The following is a 15582-nucleotide window of genomic DNA, read 5'->3' on the forward strand; positions in this document are numbered from 1 at the left end:
CCGGCCCCGTTCACTGAGCGCTCCTGGGCAGCTGCGCGGAGACCACCAGCCACCGGCCGTCCTGCTGCTGCAGGTTGACCGTGTACCGACCGGCGTCCGTGGGGACAGCGACGATCGCGGGTACCGGGTCGGACTCGCCGTCATCGTCCGCACTGCCCGGCACGGGAGCGGCGGAGGCGCCGGCGGTGACGACTGCTTTCCCCGTCACCCGTGTTCCGGGAACCTGGGTCCGGTCGGTGCCGGCGTAGGCGGTCTTCGCCTGCTCGGTGAGGTAGCCGCTGAACGTCTTCTCCCACGCATCCGCCGGCGCCTGGTGATCCGTGAACGCGGTCACGAAGCCGGCGGCCGCCGACTCCGGCGTGTCCGACGGCGCCGACGGTGGGGCCGGCGCGGACGATGCAGGCGCAGTCGGCGTCACGGCGGCGCGTTCCGGTGCGGGCACCGACGTCTGCCGGGCGATGCCGAGAGCAAGCCCGGCGCCGAGGATGATCACGACGGCGCCGAACACGACCGTGAAAACCACCCATGCGGGAACGTCTCGGACCTGCCGGGCGCTCATGCTGCCACCAGGCTCGGCAGCTGCGCGTTCTCGTCGTCGAGCATCCCCATCGCGTAGTTCGTCTCGGTGATCTTCTTCTCCAAGCTCGACCGGATGTGCGCGACGCGGGTCTCGGCGTCGATGCCGACCTTCTTGAAGTGGTGTCCCTGCGGCAGCGTCATCAGGTAGTCCGACGCCCCCGTCCGCAGGCCCGCGATCGACGCGGCCTGCTGCGCGTCGTCTTGCCGTGCTTGCCGGAACAGGTGCAGGGTGCCGGCTTCCTTGATGAACGAGATAGCGGGGTCGTCGGTGGGGATGTCGGCGACGTGGTGAATGTTCACCACGTTCGACAGCCCCAGCGCGCGGGACAGCTTCGAGTTCGACCGGATCACGGCGCCCATGGGCCCGCCGACAAGGAACCAGCCCTCATCGACGCAGAAGTTCGTCTGCTGCTGCTCCGTGGAGGTGCGGATCGCACCGATCGTCCACGCGTTGGCGAGCATCATCCCGATCGACCGTGCGGGCCCGTCCTCGGGCAGCTGGCTGAAATCGAAGAACGTCGCCTTGTCATCCAGCGCCACCGATGAGGACGTGTCCCCGTCGAACAGGCCGGGCATCTCTTCCGGGATCCGCTCGAGCAGGATCCGGGCGCCGTAGCCGGCGAGGTCCTGGTGGTCCTTCACGAACGAACTGAGGCCGGAGTACTCGGGGACGTCCATGTTCCCGAGGCGCTCGAGCACGTCGAGGATGTTCGCCGACCGCCGCTTCTCTTCGGCCGAGCGGAGCGCGTGCAGGACGGCGACGCGGACGGCTTTCTTCTCGAACCGGTTCAGCTCAAGGTTGTCGTTCAAGACCGCGGCGGCCTGCTGCACCATCTGCACCATGCCCGTGGGGCCGGGCACGAGCTGCGTCTGCAGGAGCCGCTTGTCGAGCAGGTTCAACGTCACGCCCTCACGGGCGGCGGACGTGGAGGTGTCGGCGATGATGAACCGGATCGGGTCGACCCCGATCGCGGCCGCGACGGGGGTGTACTCCCCGAACCCGGAGTCACCGGTGAACGGCTTGATGTCGATGACCACCACGCGTCGGCCCTTCAACACCAGGGGGCGGAGCACGTAGTCGCACTTCATCAGCGTCGACTTCCCCACTCCGACGTCGCCGATGGTGCACACGTTCGCACTGGTGACCTTCCCAGCGCGGAACGCGGCGAACTGGTCGTTCGTCGCAGGCGTCGACGACAGCGTCTCGATGCCCGACAGGAGCCCCTGGAACTCCATCGGCGACGCGATCGGTGCCGGGTTGAGGATCTCCACCTGCCGCGTCGTCGACGGCGCACCCTTGACCAGGGGGCCGTAGTAGCCGATCCGGGTCAGCAGCTTCCGCCGCTTCGGCTGATACCCGCCATCCACGGCCACCGGGAACCCGTGCGCGTCTTTCCCGGGGGCGAGCTCGTCGGTGACGTCGTCGACAACGACCGGCGCGGCCCGGATGCTCCGCTTCACCCGCTGCTTCGCGGATAGGAGACCTGCGCGACGTGCACGACGTGTCGGCTCGTACGGCTCGTCTGTCTCGGCCGGGCTGTTCGTCGTCGCGCTCATCGAGTTGGTCCTGTCTGTTCGGGGGTGGTGGAGGTGGTGTGGGTGTTGAGCTGCCGCATTCGGCGCCGGAGCAACCACACGGAAGCGGCTGTCACGGTGATCAGCAGCACGCCGGCGAGCGGCGTGATCGCGGAGCCGAGTGCGAGGCCGGCGACACCGAGGACGCCCCAGCCGATCCCCGCCCACGCGTGCCGGTTCGAGCGGCGGGCAGCGCGGCGGTAGACGGTGATGACCGCAAGCGCGAACGTCGCCTGCACGGCGACGATCAGCGACCAGCCGATGACCATCACCGCGACTCCGCCGCTTCCTGATCATCGGTGTGGCGCTGCAGCCGTCGCGTCGCCCGATAGGACCACCCGTACAGCACCGCCAACGGGAGCAGCACCAACACGCAGATCCCCGCCACCGGCCCCACCAGGGTCGCGGCCGGCATGCTGAGCGCGATCGCGGTGAGGAACGTGATCGCAGCGCCCATGGTCGGTCGCACCGCCGACAGCAGCGCTGTTCCCAACGCGAGGAAGAACACGGCACCGAACACGGCGAAGAAGATCTGATCGAGGGTCACAGCGATTCCTTCGCTTCCTTGCCGGCGGCGAGCTTTTCCACCCGGGTGCTGATGGAGCCGTTCGTGGGTGCGATGCCGCGGCCGACGGGCCACGTGTACGCGGCGGCGGTCTGCTGGTGCGGGTCGAGCCAGGTCAGCTTGCTGATCCCGGCGTTCGATGCTGCGGCGGTGATCTCCTCGACGGCGTCGGAGAGCTCTTGGCGGCTGCCGGCGGTGACGGTGATGTAGCCGACCCAGTTCGCGCCGGCGTACCCGGTGCCCGGGGTGAGGTCGGCGATGCGCCGTTTCGCGGCTTCCTGCTCGACGGTGAGGGTGGTGTCTTCGATGCCGCCGCCGCGGGCCCGCCGGTTCGCGTCCGCCATGTCGGACACACGGTCCTTCTCGGCGAGGAACAGGGCGTGATCCTGCGGGGTCAGCTCGAGGTGGAAGCTGATCGTGCGGACGACCTGGTGTTCCATCTCGCCGAGCAGCGGCGCCATCCACAGCGACGTGCGGTGCGAGATCTTCACGTCCTTCGCCGTCACCCGGCAGGTGCGCGACAGCGACTGCGACAGCCGCCCCTCGGGGGCGCCGACGTAGGTCATGTAGGACCAGTCCTCTTGCGAGGGCAGCCATGCCCGGTCGGGGGTGATGTCTCCGGCTTGGTCCATCGGGAACCCGGGGTGCTGCAGGTGCCGTAGCACCGCGGCGGTTTGCCGTGCTGTCATGGCGTGCACGTTCCGGAACCGGGCCGCGGTGAACGCCGCGGTGACGGAGCGGATTTCCCGGTCCATGACCGCGAGCCAGCCGTCGATGCCGTCGCCGGCGCGTTCGGCGCGGGCGACGAACCGGTCCGTGACGGGCCAGCAGACGACGAACATGGGCCGGTTGACCAGTTGCGCGGCGGAGATGTCGTCGACGACTTCCCGGTAGGACTCGTGGATCTCATCCGGGACCCTGTCGTCGCCGTGCTCGGCGAGCCACGCCTCGTGCGGGGCGGGGTCGGAGGGCAGGATCCGGGAGATCGTCTGCACCCGGTTCGGCAGCGTCAGTGCGGCACCGAACTGGGCGAGGACCTGCTCGTAGCCGGCGGCGGAGGCGTCGAAGACGGCGTCGGATTCGATGCCCTCGACCTGCCCGGTGGTGCTGAACACCACGGCGAGGTACTCCTGCCCGAACGACGGCCGGTGCCACTGAATGCCGGGCATTCGGTTCCGCTCGCGGAGCCACAGCATCCCCTCGACCCCGTCGGGTGTGAGCCGCATCGCGTGCATCTGCCGCTCCGCCGCACGGCGGGCCTTCCGACCGCGTGCGGACGCCCACGCGTCGGTGAGGGCGTCCCACCCGTCCGTGTCGTACGGGACGAACGTCGTCAGGCCACGCTTCACCCGGTCGCGGTAGGAGCGTTTGTCGATGTTCCGCTGCAGGACGGTGTTGTTCTCGGTGTCGATCGTGACGAACCACGCCACCAACGGCAGCACTGCCAACGCGATCAGCCCCCACAGCTGCCAGAACGCGGCCGCAGTGAACCCGGCAACCAGTGCGACGGTCAGGGTCCAGAGCCGGGTCTTGGAGATCCGTCCGCCGAAGAGGCCACGGTGGGTGACGTCGCCGCCGATCAGTGAGGTCCGCATCAGCGCACGGCCCCTGCCTGCGGCACCCCACGGGGGTCGTCGACGCTGACCCGCCCCCACCCGACGACGAGCAGCGACAGGAACACGGCCATGACGGAGCCGGCGATCAGCTGAATGTCGAGGGTGGTCATCTGCTGCCCGGCTCGAGCAGCGGTCCACCCGAACACACCGGCGATGTACCCGACCGACAGCAGGAGCACCAGGTCGGTCACCTTCCGCCGCACTGCACGGAGCGCCGGTGTTTCGAGGAACACGGCAGTCCAGGTGGGGCCGGTGAACCGGCCGGTGCGCTGCCGCCACCCCTGCCCTTCACCCCACAGGCCCCAGCCCTCGGACGCGACGACGGTGCCGGCGGTGACGGTGGATGGGTCCGGCAGGTTCGCCGGGTAACGCTTCGCGGTACGCATCAGGAGCACTCCTTCGATGGTCAGAGCGGGTTAGTCGTGGGAGCCGGCGTCGCCGGCCTGCTCAGCGGCCTGGTGGCCGGCACGCACCGCGGATGCGGCAGCTTTGAGGGCAGCATTGGCGAGGACCGCGCCGACGGCGACGGGCGCCCCGACACCGGTTGCTGCGGTGCCGGCGGTCGCGGCCTTGCCCGCTGCGGTGGTGGCGCCCTTCTGCGCGGCCGCCTGCGCGGTCTTCCGTCCGCCGGACTGCGCTGCCTGATTCGCCGCACCACCAGCCCCAGCGCCGCTACCGCCGATGGCGTTGATCGTCGTAGAACCACCGCCCCCGCTGGCCTGTGCGGGCTGGGTGGACGGTGTCCACCCGCTGCCGCTGCCGCTGCCGTTCTGCGCAGCGTCGTTGGGGCTCTGCGGCCCCGCACCGCCACCGCCACCGCCACGACCCCCACCGCTGGTGGGGATCTGCGGGACGGAGTTCCCGTTCGGGCTGTTCAGCCCGCCGTCACGGGACTGCCCGCCGCCGCCGACTGCGGCGGTTGCTGGGGAGGCGATCTTCATCAGCGCCATCGGCGCGAAGACCATCATGCAAATCAGTACCGCGGGCAGGGCGAGGTTGACGAACACGGCGAAGTCGCCGGCGTCACCGTTCACTGCCTTCATCTGCAGACCACCGACGGCGCGGAACACGATACCCACGAGGAGGATCAGCAGGGCGTGGGCGAAGTTCAACGCGATCCACACCGTCGGGCCGATCTTTCCCAGGTGCCGGGTGCGGTGGTTGATCAGCCACACCAGGAACAGCGACATCAGCGCGCCGGTGAGGTACATCGTGGCGAGCTGGATCAGCAGCACGAACACCACCACGATCATCCCGAGCAGCAACCCGATGAGGGTGATCTGCGAGATCAGCGCCGTCCCCCACAACGCTTGCGCATCGTCGGACGCGGCGGCGTCGCCGAGGCCGGTGAAGTAGTCCTTCGTCGACGACGACACCGACCACAACGCGATCGAGTCCTCGAGCTGGACGAACACCTTCCCGACCAGCTGCCCGACCAGCGGCCCGAACGCTGCTGCGATCACGAACCCGGGTAGCGCCACGAACAGGGTCTCGGCGAGCTCCTTGCCGGAGTTCTTGCCCTTCTGGGTCTGCACGAACGAGATCACCAGCAGTGCCGCGGCGACGAGGAACGCCATCCCGAACGACACCCGGTACGACGAGATCCACCACTTCGCCGTGTAGTCGGGGTGGAGCGCGTCGATCATCGGCGGGACCAGCTTCGTGGCGACCACGTACACACCCTGCTGCAGCAGCGACGTGATGTATCCGGCGGGGTCCTTGGTGAACTCGACCGCTTTCACCACGTCGGATGCTGCTTTCGCACCGTGGCCGACGATCCCGGCGACGATGCCCGTCAACCCGCCCGCGAGGCTCGCGCCGGCGTCCTGCCACCACGCCATCAGCAGCCTCCAGTGAACGTGGTGCCGGTCTGGGTGGCGTTCTGCCGCCAGTCGCCATCACCGGACGCCCCCGACACGACCCAGCCGCCGTCCGTGGCGGTGAGGGTGAACTGCCCGCCCGTGTAGTTGGTCTGCCCGTTCCGCACGTCGGCCTTGCCGTCCGTGGTCGTCGCGGCGGCGATGTCGATCGTCACCGTGTGGGTGGTGAGGTCGACGACCTTGAACGCGCCCTTGGACAGGTCGGCGGTGTGCTGCTGCGCGTCCGCGTACGGGGTGCCCTCGGAGACTTGGTTCTGCAGCAGGTCGTGCGCTGCGCCGGTGGTGGCGATGTTCACGACCTGGTCGATCCCGGACCGCCACTCCGGGTCGGCCGCGGATGTGACCTGTAGGAACCCGCCGAGGAACTCCGCGGCGCCCTCGACGGTGAAGTCCTTCGTCCGTCGCAGCTGCAGCAGGTCCTCCCCGGTGATGTCGGCGCCGGCGACGCACCCCGACACGGTGCGCCGTTCTGAGGTGCCGAGGCTGTCCACCGTCGGCGCCGAACCCGGCGTCGCCGACGACGTCGTCGCCGGCGCAGAGGCGGACGCGGCGGGAGCGCTCGTCGGTCGGGGCAGCAATGCCACGACGATCAGCACCACCAGGGCGGCCGCAACAACTGCGGCGGCGAAGATCAGCGCAGCCTTTCGGACGCTGACCCGCTTCGGATGTCCGGTGCTCGTCTCGTGCTGGTCGGGGGTGCTCATCAGGCGCCTCGCTGCGCGGCGGTCGTGATCGCGACGAACAGCGTCGGGGCGAGGATCACGCCCGCGATCGCCAGCCCGGTCCCGAACGCGACGTTCCGGGCGTGCTCGGCCTCGTTCGGCTTCTTCGCATCGAGCGCTTTCCGCAGACCGAGCAGGGCCTTGATGAAGAAGAACGCCAGGATGATCAGCGCGATCCCGAGCGCACCGCCAAGGGCCGGCACCCAGACAGCGTTGAAGCCGTCACCGAGCCAGTCGAAGTTCGGCGTGACACCGCAGAAAGGGTTCGTGTTGTTCCCCGAGCACGCTGCGACGACGCGCGTCGGCACCGGGGCGGTGGGGATGGGCAGAACAGACATGGATGGTCCTTTCGTGGGTTACGCCGACACCCGGCCGGAGCCGGAATCGGAGTCGTCGTCGGAGTCGTCATCGGTGGGGACGGGCGGGAGTGCGCGCAGCTGCTCGGGGAGGTCTTCCGCGGGCTCGGCGTACCCGGAGGCGCGTCGGCCGCGGTTGTAGAAGCGCTGCAGGTTGCCGTTGTCGGTCAACTGGTGCTTGCAGAACGAGCAGTACGTGTAGGGCGGGGTCTGCTTGCCGCACTCCGAGCACGTCACCCAGTCCTCACGCGGATCCGACGCCACTGCCGGCACCACCGACGCCCGCGGTGCGGCCGCTGCCGACACCGGCGCCGGCGTAGGCGCCTCGTCAGCGCTCGGCGCGGACTCGGCCCCGTCGGGGTCCTCGTCATCCTGCGACGACGTTGCCGCAGTGGGTACTGCTTCGCTCGGCCGTGCAACGGCCGTGCTGGGGGCCTCGCCTCGCACGACGCGGACGATCTCCGCGGCCGCGAACGTGAACGCATCCTGCGTCGCCTGCGACACCTTCGCCCACGTGATGTCCCGACGTTCCGCGATGTGCGCATCGAACGGGATGTCGAACTGCCGTGCGCCCCCGCGCTCCTCGAGGTAGCGAACGACGTCGTCCCGGTCGACGCTGTTCTCCGGCCGCCCATCCGTCATGCGCAGGATCACGGCGTTCCGAGCGAGCTCGGCAGCGTGCCCGCCAGCCGCGATCAGCCCGTCGAGCATCTCGATCGCTTTCAGGCCGGAGTCGCGGGCCATCATCACCGGCACGACCAGGACGTCGGCGACGTCGATCGCGCCGAGGAACGGCCCCGTCGTGACGACGTTGCCGGAGTCCATGAACCGGAACCGGTAGTACTCGTCAATCACCCGCGAGACGCCCACGACGTCGTCCGCGGTCAACGCGGGACGGGACTCCCCCGGCCGGGAGCCGAACACATCAACGAACGAGGACTGCTGCACGGCGTAGCCAGCGAGCTGCCCGGAGGACCGGATCGATGCGATGTCGCGCACCAGGTCGCCGAGGTCGAGCTGCGGAACACCCTCCGCACGCAGCGCAAGCGTCCCAGAGTCATCCGCGACCTCGAGCGCGCAGATCCCGTTGCCCTTCACCGCCGCGAACGCCGACGCCAGCCCCAGGGTCGCGGGTGTCTTCCCGGAGGTGCCCTTCGGGTTCGCGATCAGCACTCCCACCGGGCGGGTGAACGCGCTGTGCAGGATCACCGCTCGCGCAGCCTCGAGGGCTGCGCGGCGCTCCCGCGCGTGCCGCTCAGCTGCACCCGGCTGCAGCTTGAAGCCGAACCGGTTCAGCGTGCCGCGGAATCCGTTCTGCGCCGCCTCACTGGTGGAGACTTCCGCTTCGCTCGATCGGAACAGGTTGCGGACAGGGTCAGGGGCGCGGTGCCCCTCGACATCGTGCTGAGTCTCCAAAAGAGCCTCCAAATTAATAAGTTGTGGGATCCCGCCCAGGCAGACCGTCGACCTGCGCCGGTACGGGATCCAGTACACAGACCACTATGCTCTATTTAGAGCTATTAGTGTTGCTTGACGCTCTGTTTGGGGCTTATAGGGTTCCTCCAGTACGCCAATAGGGTCATCGCGTGGGCAGACAGGGCAGCGGCGAACCGAACGAGTTCTCGAGGGCGTTCGTTGACGCGGTCGACGACCTCCGCATCCAGCGCGGGATCACAACGCCGGCCCTCATCGCGCAGGCTGGATTCAGCCGCGGCTACTACTACAAGCGCACCCGCGGCGAGACCTCGTTCAACACGAACGACGTGCAGACGATCGCGGAAGCGCTCGGTGTGTCAGTCGGCGAGCTCCTGGAGCCGGCCATCACCGAGATGGAGCGGCTGCACGCTCCCCGGGACGAACGCCTGGAGCCCGCGCTGCTCGGCTACCGGCTCCGGAAGCTTGTCGCCCTCCACGTCGCCCGCACCCCTGCTCCGCCGGTCGACCGCGCGGTGCGCGCTGCACTGGCGAAGCGCGGACGGCTCCTTGCCGGTGCCGACTGGGAACGCCTCCTCGCCGGTGAGCCCACAGACGTGACCAGTGACGACCTCCGGGCGATCGCGGACTTCTTCGACGTGCCCTCGGAGTACCTGCTGCGCATCGCACTCCCCGGCGTCGTCGACCTCGTCGACGCACGGCTGGAAGTGGAGATCGCCCTGGCAGAAACTGGTGTTGGGATCGCAGCGCGCTCGGTCAACGCAGCAACCCCAGCCGAGCTCCTAGCGATCGCCGAAGCGATCCGCGCCGCGGCGCCGAACGAGCGGGGAGGTACCGAATGAAGAAGATCCGAACGCAACGACTCACCACCCAGCTTGCTGAGGACGCCATCGCCAAGCTAGCCCTGCCCACCGGCCCACTCACCTTTGAGACGCTGCGAACGGCCGTGGCGACCTGGCTCGGTAAGCCGCTCATCATCGACCCGCTGAACTCACTCCCTCCGCGTGACCACCCCGCGAGCGTGACGGGGCTGTACCTCGACACTGCAGACGCCGGACGGGTGTACTTCCACCCTGACGACCCCCGCCTCTACCAGCTGTTCGTGATCCTCCACGAGTTCATGCACATTGCCGCCGGACACGGAGGGTGCCACGTGCCCGCCGAGGTCATGGAGCGCGGCTATGCCGGCGTGACCGCAGAGATCACCGCGGCACGGGCACGCGTTCCGGTGCGGACCTCGCTCGAGGAAGCTGGCGCTGTTGACGTCGAAGAGCTCGTGGCGGAACGCGGAGCGATGCTCCTCCTCGAACGCCTCCAGAAGTCCACGCTGTCTGCAAGCGAGGAAGCCTTCGCGTGATCCCAGCCGCGTTCTGGGCTGCCGTTGGACTCCTGCTCCTCCGCGTCAACGCGATCGGTAACGCAGCACGACGTCCCGCGTTCCTTGCGGCCGCGCTTGCCGTCGTCGGCATCGCCACGGTGGGCGTCGTCTGGCCCGTCGAACCCCTCGATGCGCTCTTGGGCGACGTCAACGCGATCGATCTGATTCAGGTACTCGCAGCCACTGCGGCGTTCTGGTTCCTGCGAGACGCCACACGCGCTCACGCTGGCTCGGAGGCTCGGTCACGCCTGCCAATCCTGATCGCCGTCCTCATCGCTGAGACGGTCACCTTCATCGCGATCCCCGATCACAACGGGGAACCCACGACTTACATCCACGAGCACCTGCAGTACCCGGCCACGTGGGTGCACATCGTCATTTACATGGTCGCGATGGGCTGGTTCGCCGCCGATTCCATCGCCGTGCTCCTACCCCAGCCCCGCGGCGTGAACATCCTGTTCATCATCGGCTTTGCGCTCGTGGTGCTCGCGATCATCGCCGAGCTCGTCGACGTCACCAGAGTGTTCATCGACGGACAGCAGACCCCGTTCTCACGGGCGATGCTCGTCGTATTCAACAGCCTCTTCTACCCCGGCATCGTCGCCATCGGTGTCGCACACGGATGGCGGACCATGCGCCGGCTCATCACTGTCCTTCGGTGGCGCCTGATCTCGCTCCGCCTGCTCGTCATGTCAGCCCGCGACCAGAGCGCCGGCAGGCCCCCGCTGCGCCTCCAGGGCAGCGCAGAGGTGGTTGCCGCGCAGCGGTACATCGAGCTCCGCGACAAGATTGTCGCCGGCCGGCTCGAGGTCACAGAACAAGAGCAGCGCTACTTACAGCGCGTCGATGAACGGCTCGCGAAGGGAGTCACCGCATGGGCGCTATCGGTGTAGCAGCAGGGGCGGCCACCCTGACGGTCATCGCGGCCGCCACCGCCGCGGGTGTAGTGGTCGCGAAGAAGGCGATTCACCCACGCCCGAAGCGAACCGTCACCGTCGTCGACGTCGACGTCGACTCCGCCAGCATCACCGTCCCATCGGACGAGCAGACACGGTGCCCTGGTGAGTACCGCGTGTACTTCCACGACGGCCAGCACAGCGTCCTCGTCGGCGACGTGCTCGACGACGACGGCCGCCACGTCCGCCGGACCATCCTGGGCGAACCGGCGATCGTCCCGGCAGCAGAGGACAAGCTTGTCTGGAGCGGATACCTCCTCGACACGCCAGCATCTGTGTCGTCCTCCTTCGAAGAGGTTGCGATCACCGCCGCCGGCGACACCCGGAAGGCGTGGTACTTCCCCGTCGCCGGCGCCACCACCTGGGCCATCCATGTGCACGGGATCCACTCGGGCCGGCAAGCCATCCTCCGCGCCGTACCCGACACCCTCTCCGCCGGAATGAGCTCCCTCGTCATCGGATACCGCGGCGACATCGAAGACAGCCGCGGCCTGCCCGCGACGTTCGGCGCAGACGAGTGGCACGACCTGGACGCGGCGATGCGTCACGCTGTCAACCACGGAGCCGAGCGCCTGGTGCTCGTCGGGTGGTCGATGGGCGCGACGATCGCTCTCCACGCGGCCGCGCGCTCCACCCTCCGCGACCGGATCGACGCCATGATCCTGGTCTGCCCAGCCCTCGACTGGTTCGCTGCCCTGCGTGCCGGCGCGTCCAAGGCAGGCTTCCCGGGGTTCCTTGGGTCTCTGGGGGCTCTCACGCTCACGATCCCGGGTCTTGCGCGCTTTGCTGGCCTCCGGAAGGCCATCCCCATGCGCTGGATGCGTCCGACCCCGCCCGCGGGGCTGCCGATCCTCCTCGTGCACAGCTCTGGCGACCGCGATGTCCCCCTCGAGGTGTCCAAGCGCTTCGCCGCCGCGCCTGGTGCGGCAGCCACCCTCGTGGAGATCGCGCCATGCCCCCACGGCATGGAGCTCAACCGTGAGCCCGAGCTGTTCCACGGCTCGATCGCAAGTTTCCTCTACCAGAACTGTGGCTCTATTCACGGCGCTTAAGGTGCGCGGATAGAGTACTTTGGTTGCACATAGCGCCCTGACGGGCCGGGGCACCCAGCGTCACGGAGTCGCGCTCGACGGTCGATTGAGTTGCCGACCCCGAAAACAGAAGGAGCATGCATGCAGTCTCGCGACACTCCGCCGCGGAAAGCTGCGCGCATGCATGTTCCGGCCAAGGTGTGTCTATGAGCGACTTTGGACGCCGCGCCAGCCGAGCGCAGAACGCCCCGACGGTCCTTCTGCAGGGCCGTGTGCTTCCTGAGACCCGTCAGGCGTTTAAGGACGCTGCCGAAGCGAGCGGCGTCTCAGTCGCCTACTACCTCGACGCGCTGGCGCGTTCGCTTGTCGCCGAAAACGGTGCCATGCCACTCGTTGAGGACCCCCGACGGCTTAATCGAGTGGAGTTGCCTATCCCGGCTGTATAACGACAGAACCCCCGCCAGAGGCGGGGGTTCGGGGCTAGGCCCCAAGTCATGTTTCTCACTACCTGCATCAGTCGCCAAACAGGTCAGGTTGTGAGCTTCCGAGAGAAGAAGCCCGGTTGGAGCCGGGAGCCTTCGTCGTACCACCACCCCGAGAGGAGGAGGTGCCGCCATCGTAACGCACGTTGCTGCGCCTAGCACGGGTGAATCCATCGGCGTGTCGTCTTCCGGTGCCGCCGGCACAACGTCGGCTTGGGCGCTCACCTGTATCCTGTCTCCCCGCCATCGAGTCCGCGTCGCCGCAGTCGACGCGTACGGCGCCGTACAGAACTCCTATGCGGGCCGCGGAGCCGCCGTCACCAGTGACGTCCCCTCACGGCCGTGGGCGATGAACCTCGCCGACGACGAGCACCGCTACCGCTACCTCGGCTTCGACCTCGACGCGAAGCACGTCGGACTCAAGATCGTCGACGCCGACACTCGCACCATCCGTGCCCTCCTGGACGACGCCGGTATGCCGCACCTGGTCTGCCAGTCCGGCCCCTCCGGCGGCCGCCACATCTGGGTCGCCCTCGTCGACGGCATCAGTGCCGACACCGTCGCTGTCCTCGCCCGCGACCTCGCTCGCATCTGCAAGAGCCTCGACAAGGCCCCCCTGTCGAACCCCGCGACCGGCTGCCTCCGGCCCCCACTTAGCCCACACCGCGACGGAGGACGATCGACCCCGATCGCCGGCACCATCGACGCGATCACGACGCCGACCGTCCGTGCACACCAGGTGAGCGCCTTGGCGATCGCCATCGGAGAACTCGCCGCAGCCGCCGCACCCGACGCCGCCCTCGCCGCAGGACGCCCCCTACCGGTGGATCACCATGGGCGCCTCTACCTGCCGGGCACGCGCCGGCCGCTCGCAGCGCGCAGCGAAGCCGCGCTGCAGGACGACGCGGCCGCCGGCGACGCCTCCGCAATCCTCTGGCGGATCCTCGTCGGCGCTGCAGCAGCGAGGTGGCGGTACGCCGACGTCCTGACGCTCCGCGACGAGCCCGGCCTCGAGCACGTCCGCACCACCCGTGCCGGCAGCTGCCGCGCTCCTCGGCCGACCACCGGCGAGCAGTCTCCCGGCCGGGTCCTCGCACGCCAATGGGACAAAGCCGTCCGCTACGTTGCTGCAAACCCTCGCGGCGTCGGTGATGATCCCACCTTCGACGGCCGTGCCGGCGCCATCGCCAGCCACGTCGAGGCCCTCCAGGAACGCGCCAACGCGTCTCCCGGTCGCTGGAGCTCCGGAGGCGGCGCCTCAGACCGACGCGTGCTCGACGCACTAAGCATCCTCGCGCTCCAAGCCGTCAGCGTCTCTGTAGAGGCCGACATCCGCCGCCTGGCCCTCATGTGCGGCATCGGACGGGAAACTGCCCGAACGGCCCTTTTACGTCTCGCCGCGGACGGGTGGATTGCCAACACCGCCCTTCACGAAGGCACTCGCGCAGCCCACTGGTCCATCGACCCACAAAACGCTTTCCACAGGGAAATGAAGGCAGATCGGTCACAAGCGGACCCGCGCCCCGGAGGGGCAGGGGCCGCCCACCGCACGCACCTGCTTACCGGACTCACGGACGAACAGAACGCGCGCACTCATGACACTTTCACTGCCGGAGAAAGCCTGGGGATACACACCGGAAACCTGTACGCGAAGATCCAAACCACTCCCACTCTCGACGACACTCAGACCCTCCGTACACTCCAGCGGTACGGCTTAACTCGCTGGACTCGTCAGGGATGGGCTGCTGCTCCGTTAAGGGCACGAGACGACGTTGCCCGCCGCATCGGCGCCGCCGGCACGCTCCACGCTCGCGAACGCCGCTACGCCGTCGAGCGTGAGGTCTGGGCCTGGTGGCAAGGCGAGTTGGCATGGATGGCCTCTCCCAGCCGGCAACGACCAGGACGACGCCCCTCCCCCGACGCCATCACCCTCTACGACGACGGCACGAACCGGCACGGGAAGCACCCACGCACCAACGACGGCCGCGCCGACTTCCGGCTTGCTCGCCAATTCGTCGAGATCGCTCGACGCCACACACTCCTCAGCGATCGCATGGGCGAACGTCCCGCCGCCTAGCCCCGTGCCGAACGTTCACTCCTTGCACCTACGCCGTTAGGGTGCCGGTACGTCAGATGCCTAGCCGGCTCACCGCGACCACCGGCTACTAGCTGGCTCAACGAATTCAACCGGGGCACCGTTCCCGTACGGCTTCGCCTTAGCCATAATCGACATCGTCCGCGTCGCGGATGACTCTCGCTGCACCCGGCTGGCAGACGCCTAAGCCAGACGACGACGAGCGAACACTGGCGCCTGAGTTCTCCACAGGCCGAGCAGGATCGGGACCAGATGCCCACGGCATTTGCGTGGGCATCTGGTCCGATTCCGTGGGCATCCGGTCCGGAGGACATGGGTATCTGGTCCGCTCGACATGGGTATCTGGTCCGAAAGCATCGATGCGCGCCCTCTCGGATCCGCGTAACCGCGCCGATGCGACCGGCGGCAGCCCGTTCCCCTGTAGCTCTTCCTGTAGTTCTCCCCTGTAGCTGATTAACCCTTCGAACCAACGTAAGTACAGAGGGCACCCTCGTTTTCCACAGACGGCCAGCTCCAGAGCTCTCCATTGAACGAGAACGTCAGCCTGAGCACCTCACTCCCCCGAACACCTCGACGACCGTCGTCGAACGTCACTGCCCCCTCCGCCGAGGACCAGATACCCACGTCGGCTGACGCCGGCTTGACTCGAGAAGTTGACGTCCACCGAGGAACAGACACTCCAGACCGGGACGACGTCTTAGCGACCAAGCTGGGCTCCTCTTGGAGTGCACTGTCTAGAAGACCAGATACCGACATGCACGAGCTGCCCTCGCAGCCTCGACAGGCGCTCCCGCTCGCTGTCGCTTCCCTCCATCGCCGGCAGCTGGACCAAATACCCGGTCCCCCCTCGCCCCCGCCGCGGCACGCGCGGACTAGATACCCACACCGTTGAGTATCGATGGGCTCACGGGGA

General features: G+C 68.2%; 15 protein-coding genes. 5 read left to right on the top strand and 10 right to left on the bottom strand.

What is annotated here, in order from left to right:
* Window positions 1-10: 10 nt before the first annotated feature.
* From ITJ69_RS17870 to ITJ69_RS17915, 10 genes are all read right to left on the bottom strand, one after another.
* A complete protein-coding gene (locus ITJ69_RS17870) occupies window positions 11-559 on the bottom strand; it encodes a hypothetical protein (RefSeq protein WP_194673546.1) in 549 nt (182 codons plus the stop codon).
* Complete coding sequence (locus ITJ69_RS17875) at window positions 556-2040, bottom strand: polynucleotide 5'-hydroxyl-kinase (RefSeq protein WP_228506064.1); 1485 nt, start codon at window positions 2038-2040, stop codon at window positions 556-558. Before ITJ69_RS17875 ends, ITJ69_RS17870 begins: the two co-directional genes overlap by 4 nt.
* Window positions 2041-2132: 92 nt before the next feature.
* The gene (locus tag ITJ69_RS17880) at window positions 2133-2426 is read right to left on the bottom strand and encodes a hypothetical protein (protein WP_228506066.1); all 294 of its coding nucleotides are present in this window, start codon (window positions 2424-2426) and stop codon (window positions 2133-2135) included.
* Window positions 2423-2701 carry a hypothetical protein gene (locus tag ITJ69_RS17885; RefSeq protein ID WP_194673549.1) on the bottom strand — a complete coding sequence of 93 codons (279 nt, stop codon included), beginning with the start codon at window positions 2699-2701 and terminating at the stop codon, window positions 2423-2425. The genes ITJ69_RS17880 and ITJ69_RS17885 overlap by 4 nt, the downstream gene beginning before the upstream one ends.
* Window positions 2698-4314 carry a hypothetical protein gene (locus tag ITJ69_RS17890; protein WP_194673550.1) on the bottom strand — a complete coding sequence of 539 codons (1617 nt, stop codon included), beginning with the start codon at window positions 4312-4314 and terminating at the stop codon, window positions 2698-2700. The genes ITJ69_RS17885 and ITJ69_RS17890 overlap by 4 nt, the downstream gene beginning before the upstream one ends.
* Window positions 4314-4721 carry a hypothetical protein gene (locus ITJ69_RS17895; protein ID WP_194673551.1) on the bottom strand — a complete coding sequence of 136 codons (408 nt, stop codon included), beginning with the start codon at window positions 4719-4721 and terminating at the stop codon, window positions 4314-4316. The genes ITJ69_RS17890 and ITJ69_RS17895 overlap by 1 nt, the downstream gene beginning before the upstream one ends.
* A gap of 30 nt (window positions 4722-4751) precedes the next feature.
* Window positions 4752-6176, bottom strand: coding sequence for a hypothetical protein (locus tag ITJ69_RS17900; protein WP_194673552.1), 1425 nt, complete (start codon window positions 6174-6176; stop codon window positions 4752-4754).
* Window positions 6176-6919: a hypothetical protein gene (locus ITJ69_RS17905; RefSeq protein ID WP_194673553.1), complete on the bottom strand. Its 744-nt coding sequence runs from the start codon at window positions 6917-6919 to the stop codon at window positions 6176-6178. Before ITJ69_RS17905 ends, ITJ69_RS17900 begins: the two co-directional genes overlap by 1 nt.
* Window positions 6919-7275, bottom strand: coding sequence for a hypothetical protein (locus ITJ69_RS17910; protein WP_131847254.1), 357 nt, complete (start codon window positions 7273-7275; stop codon window positions 6919-6921). Before ITJ69_RS17910 ends, ITJ69_RS17905 begins: the two co-directional genes overlap by 1 nt.
* An 18-nt stretch (window positions 7276-7293) precedes the next feature.
* Window positions 7294-8709, bottom strand: a complete 1416-nt coding sequence (locus ITJ69_RS17915; RefSeq protein ID WP_194673554.1) for a MinD/ParA family ATP-binding protein — start codon at window positions 8707-8709, stop codon at window positions 7294-7296.
* A gap of 170 nt (window positions 8710-8879) precedes the next feature.
* Here ITJ69_RS17915 and ITJ69_RS17920 point away from each other — a divergent pair, with 170 nt between their 5' ends.
* From ITJ69_RS17920 to ITJ69_RS17940, 5 genes are all read left to right on the top strand, one after another.
* Window positions 8880-9569 (top strand): helix-turn-helix domain-containing protein, encoded by a 690-nt coding sequence (locus tag ITJ69_RS17920; protein WP_194673555.1) that lies wholly within the window; start codon window positions 8880-8882, stop codon window positions 9567-9569.
* Window positions 9566-10084 carry a hypothetical protein gene (locus ITJ69_RS17925; protein ID WP_194673556.1) on the top strand — a complete coding sequence of 173 codons (519 nt, stop codon included), beginning with the start codon at window positions 9566-9568 and terminating at the stop codon, window positions 10082-10084. The genes ITJ69_RS17920 and ITJ69_RS17925 overlap by 4 nt, the downstream gene beginning before the upstream one ends.
* A complete protein-coding gene (locus ITJ69_RS17930; protein ID WP_194673557.1) occupies window positions 10081-10998 on the top strand; it encodes a hypothetical protein in 918 nt (305 codons plus the stop codon). Before ITJ69_RS17925 ends, ITJ69_RS17930 begins: the two co-directional genes overlap by 4 nt.
* A complete protein-coding gene (locus tag ITJ69_RS17935; protein WP_194673558.1) occupies window positions 10980-12113 on the top strand; it encodes an alpha/beta hydrolase in 1134 nt (377 codons plus the stop codon). The genes ITJ69_RS17930 and ITJ69_RS17935 overlap by 19 nt, the downstream gene beginning before the upstream one ends.
* An 810-nt stretch (window positions 12114-12923) precedes the next feature.
* The gene (locus tag ITJ69_RS17940) at window positions 12924-14651 is read left to right on the top strand and encodes a hypothetical protein (RefSeq protein ID WP_194673559.1); all 1728 of its coding nucleotides are present in this window, start codon (window positions 12924-12926) and stop codon (window positions 14649-14651) included.
* Window positions 14652-15582 lie beyond the last annotated feature (931 nt).

Source organism: Curtobacterium sp. VKM Ac-2887 (assembly GCF_015350935.1).
Lineage (GTDB): Bacteria > Actinomycetota > Actinomycetes > Actinomycetales > Microbacteriaceae > Curtobacterium.

What these genes read in the sequence shown, in the direction of transcription:
- ITJ69_RS17870 (WP_194673546.1), bottom strand. Translation starts at nt 559, where the DNA reads ATGAGCGCCCGGCAGGTCCGAGACGTTCCCGCATGGGTGGTTTTCACG.
- ITJ69_RS17890 (WP_194673550.1), bottom strand. Translation starts at nt 4,314, where the DNA reads ATGCGGACCTCACTGATCGGCGGCGACGTCACCCACCGTGGCCTCTTC.
- ITJ69_RS17895 (WP_194673551.1), bottom strand. Translation starts at nt 4,721, where the DNA reads ATGCGTACCGCGAAGCGTTACCCGGCGAACCTGCCGGACCCATCCACC.
- ITJ69_RS17900 (WP_194673552.1), bottom strand. Translation starts at nt 6,176, where the DNA reads ATGGCGTGGTGGCAGGACGCCGGCGCGAGCCTCGCGGGCGGGTTGACG.
- ITJ69_RS17905 (WP_194673553.1), bottom strand. Translation starts at nt 6,919, where the DNA reads ATGAGCACCCCCGACCAGCACGAGACGAGCACCGGACATCCGAAGCGG.
- ITJ69_RS17910 (WP_131847254.1), bottom strand. Translation starts at nt 7,275, where the DNA reads ATGTCTGTTCTGCCCATCCCCACCGCCCCGGTGCCGACGCGCGTCGTC.
- ITJ69_RS17925 (WP_194673556.1), top strand. Translation starts at nt 9,566, where the DNA reads ATGAAGAAGATCCGAACGCAACGACTCACCACCCAGCTTGCTGAGGAC.
- ITJ69_RS17935 (WP_194673558.1), top strand. Translation starts at nt 10,980, where the DNA reads ATGGGCGCTATCGGTGTAGCAGCAGGGGCGGCCACCCTGACGGTCATC.
- ITJ69_RS17940 (WP_194673559.1), top strand. Translation starts at nt 12,924, where the DNA reads ATGAACCTCGCCGACGACGAGCACCGCTACCGCTACCTCGGCTTCGAC.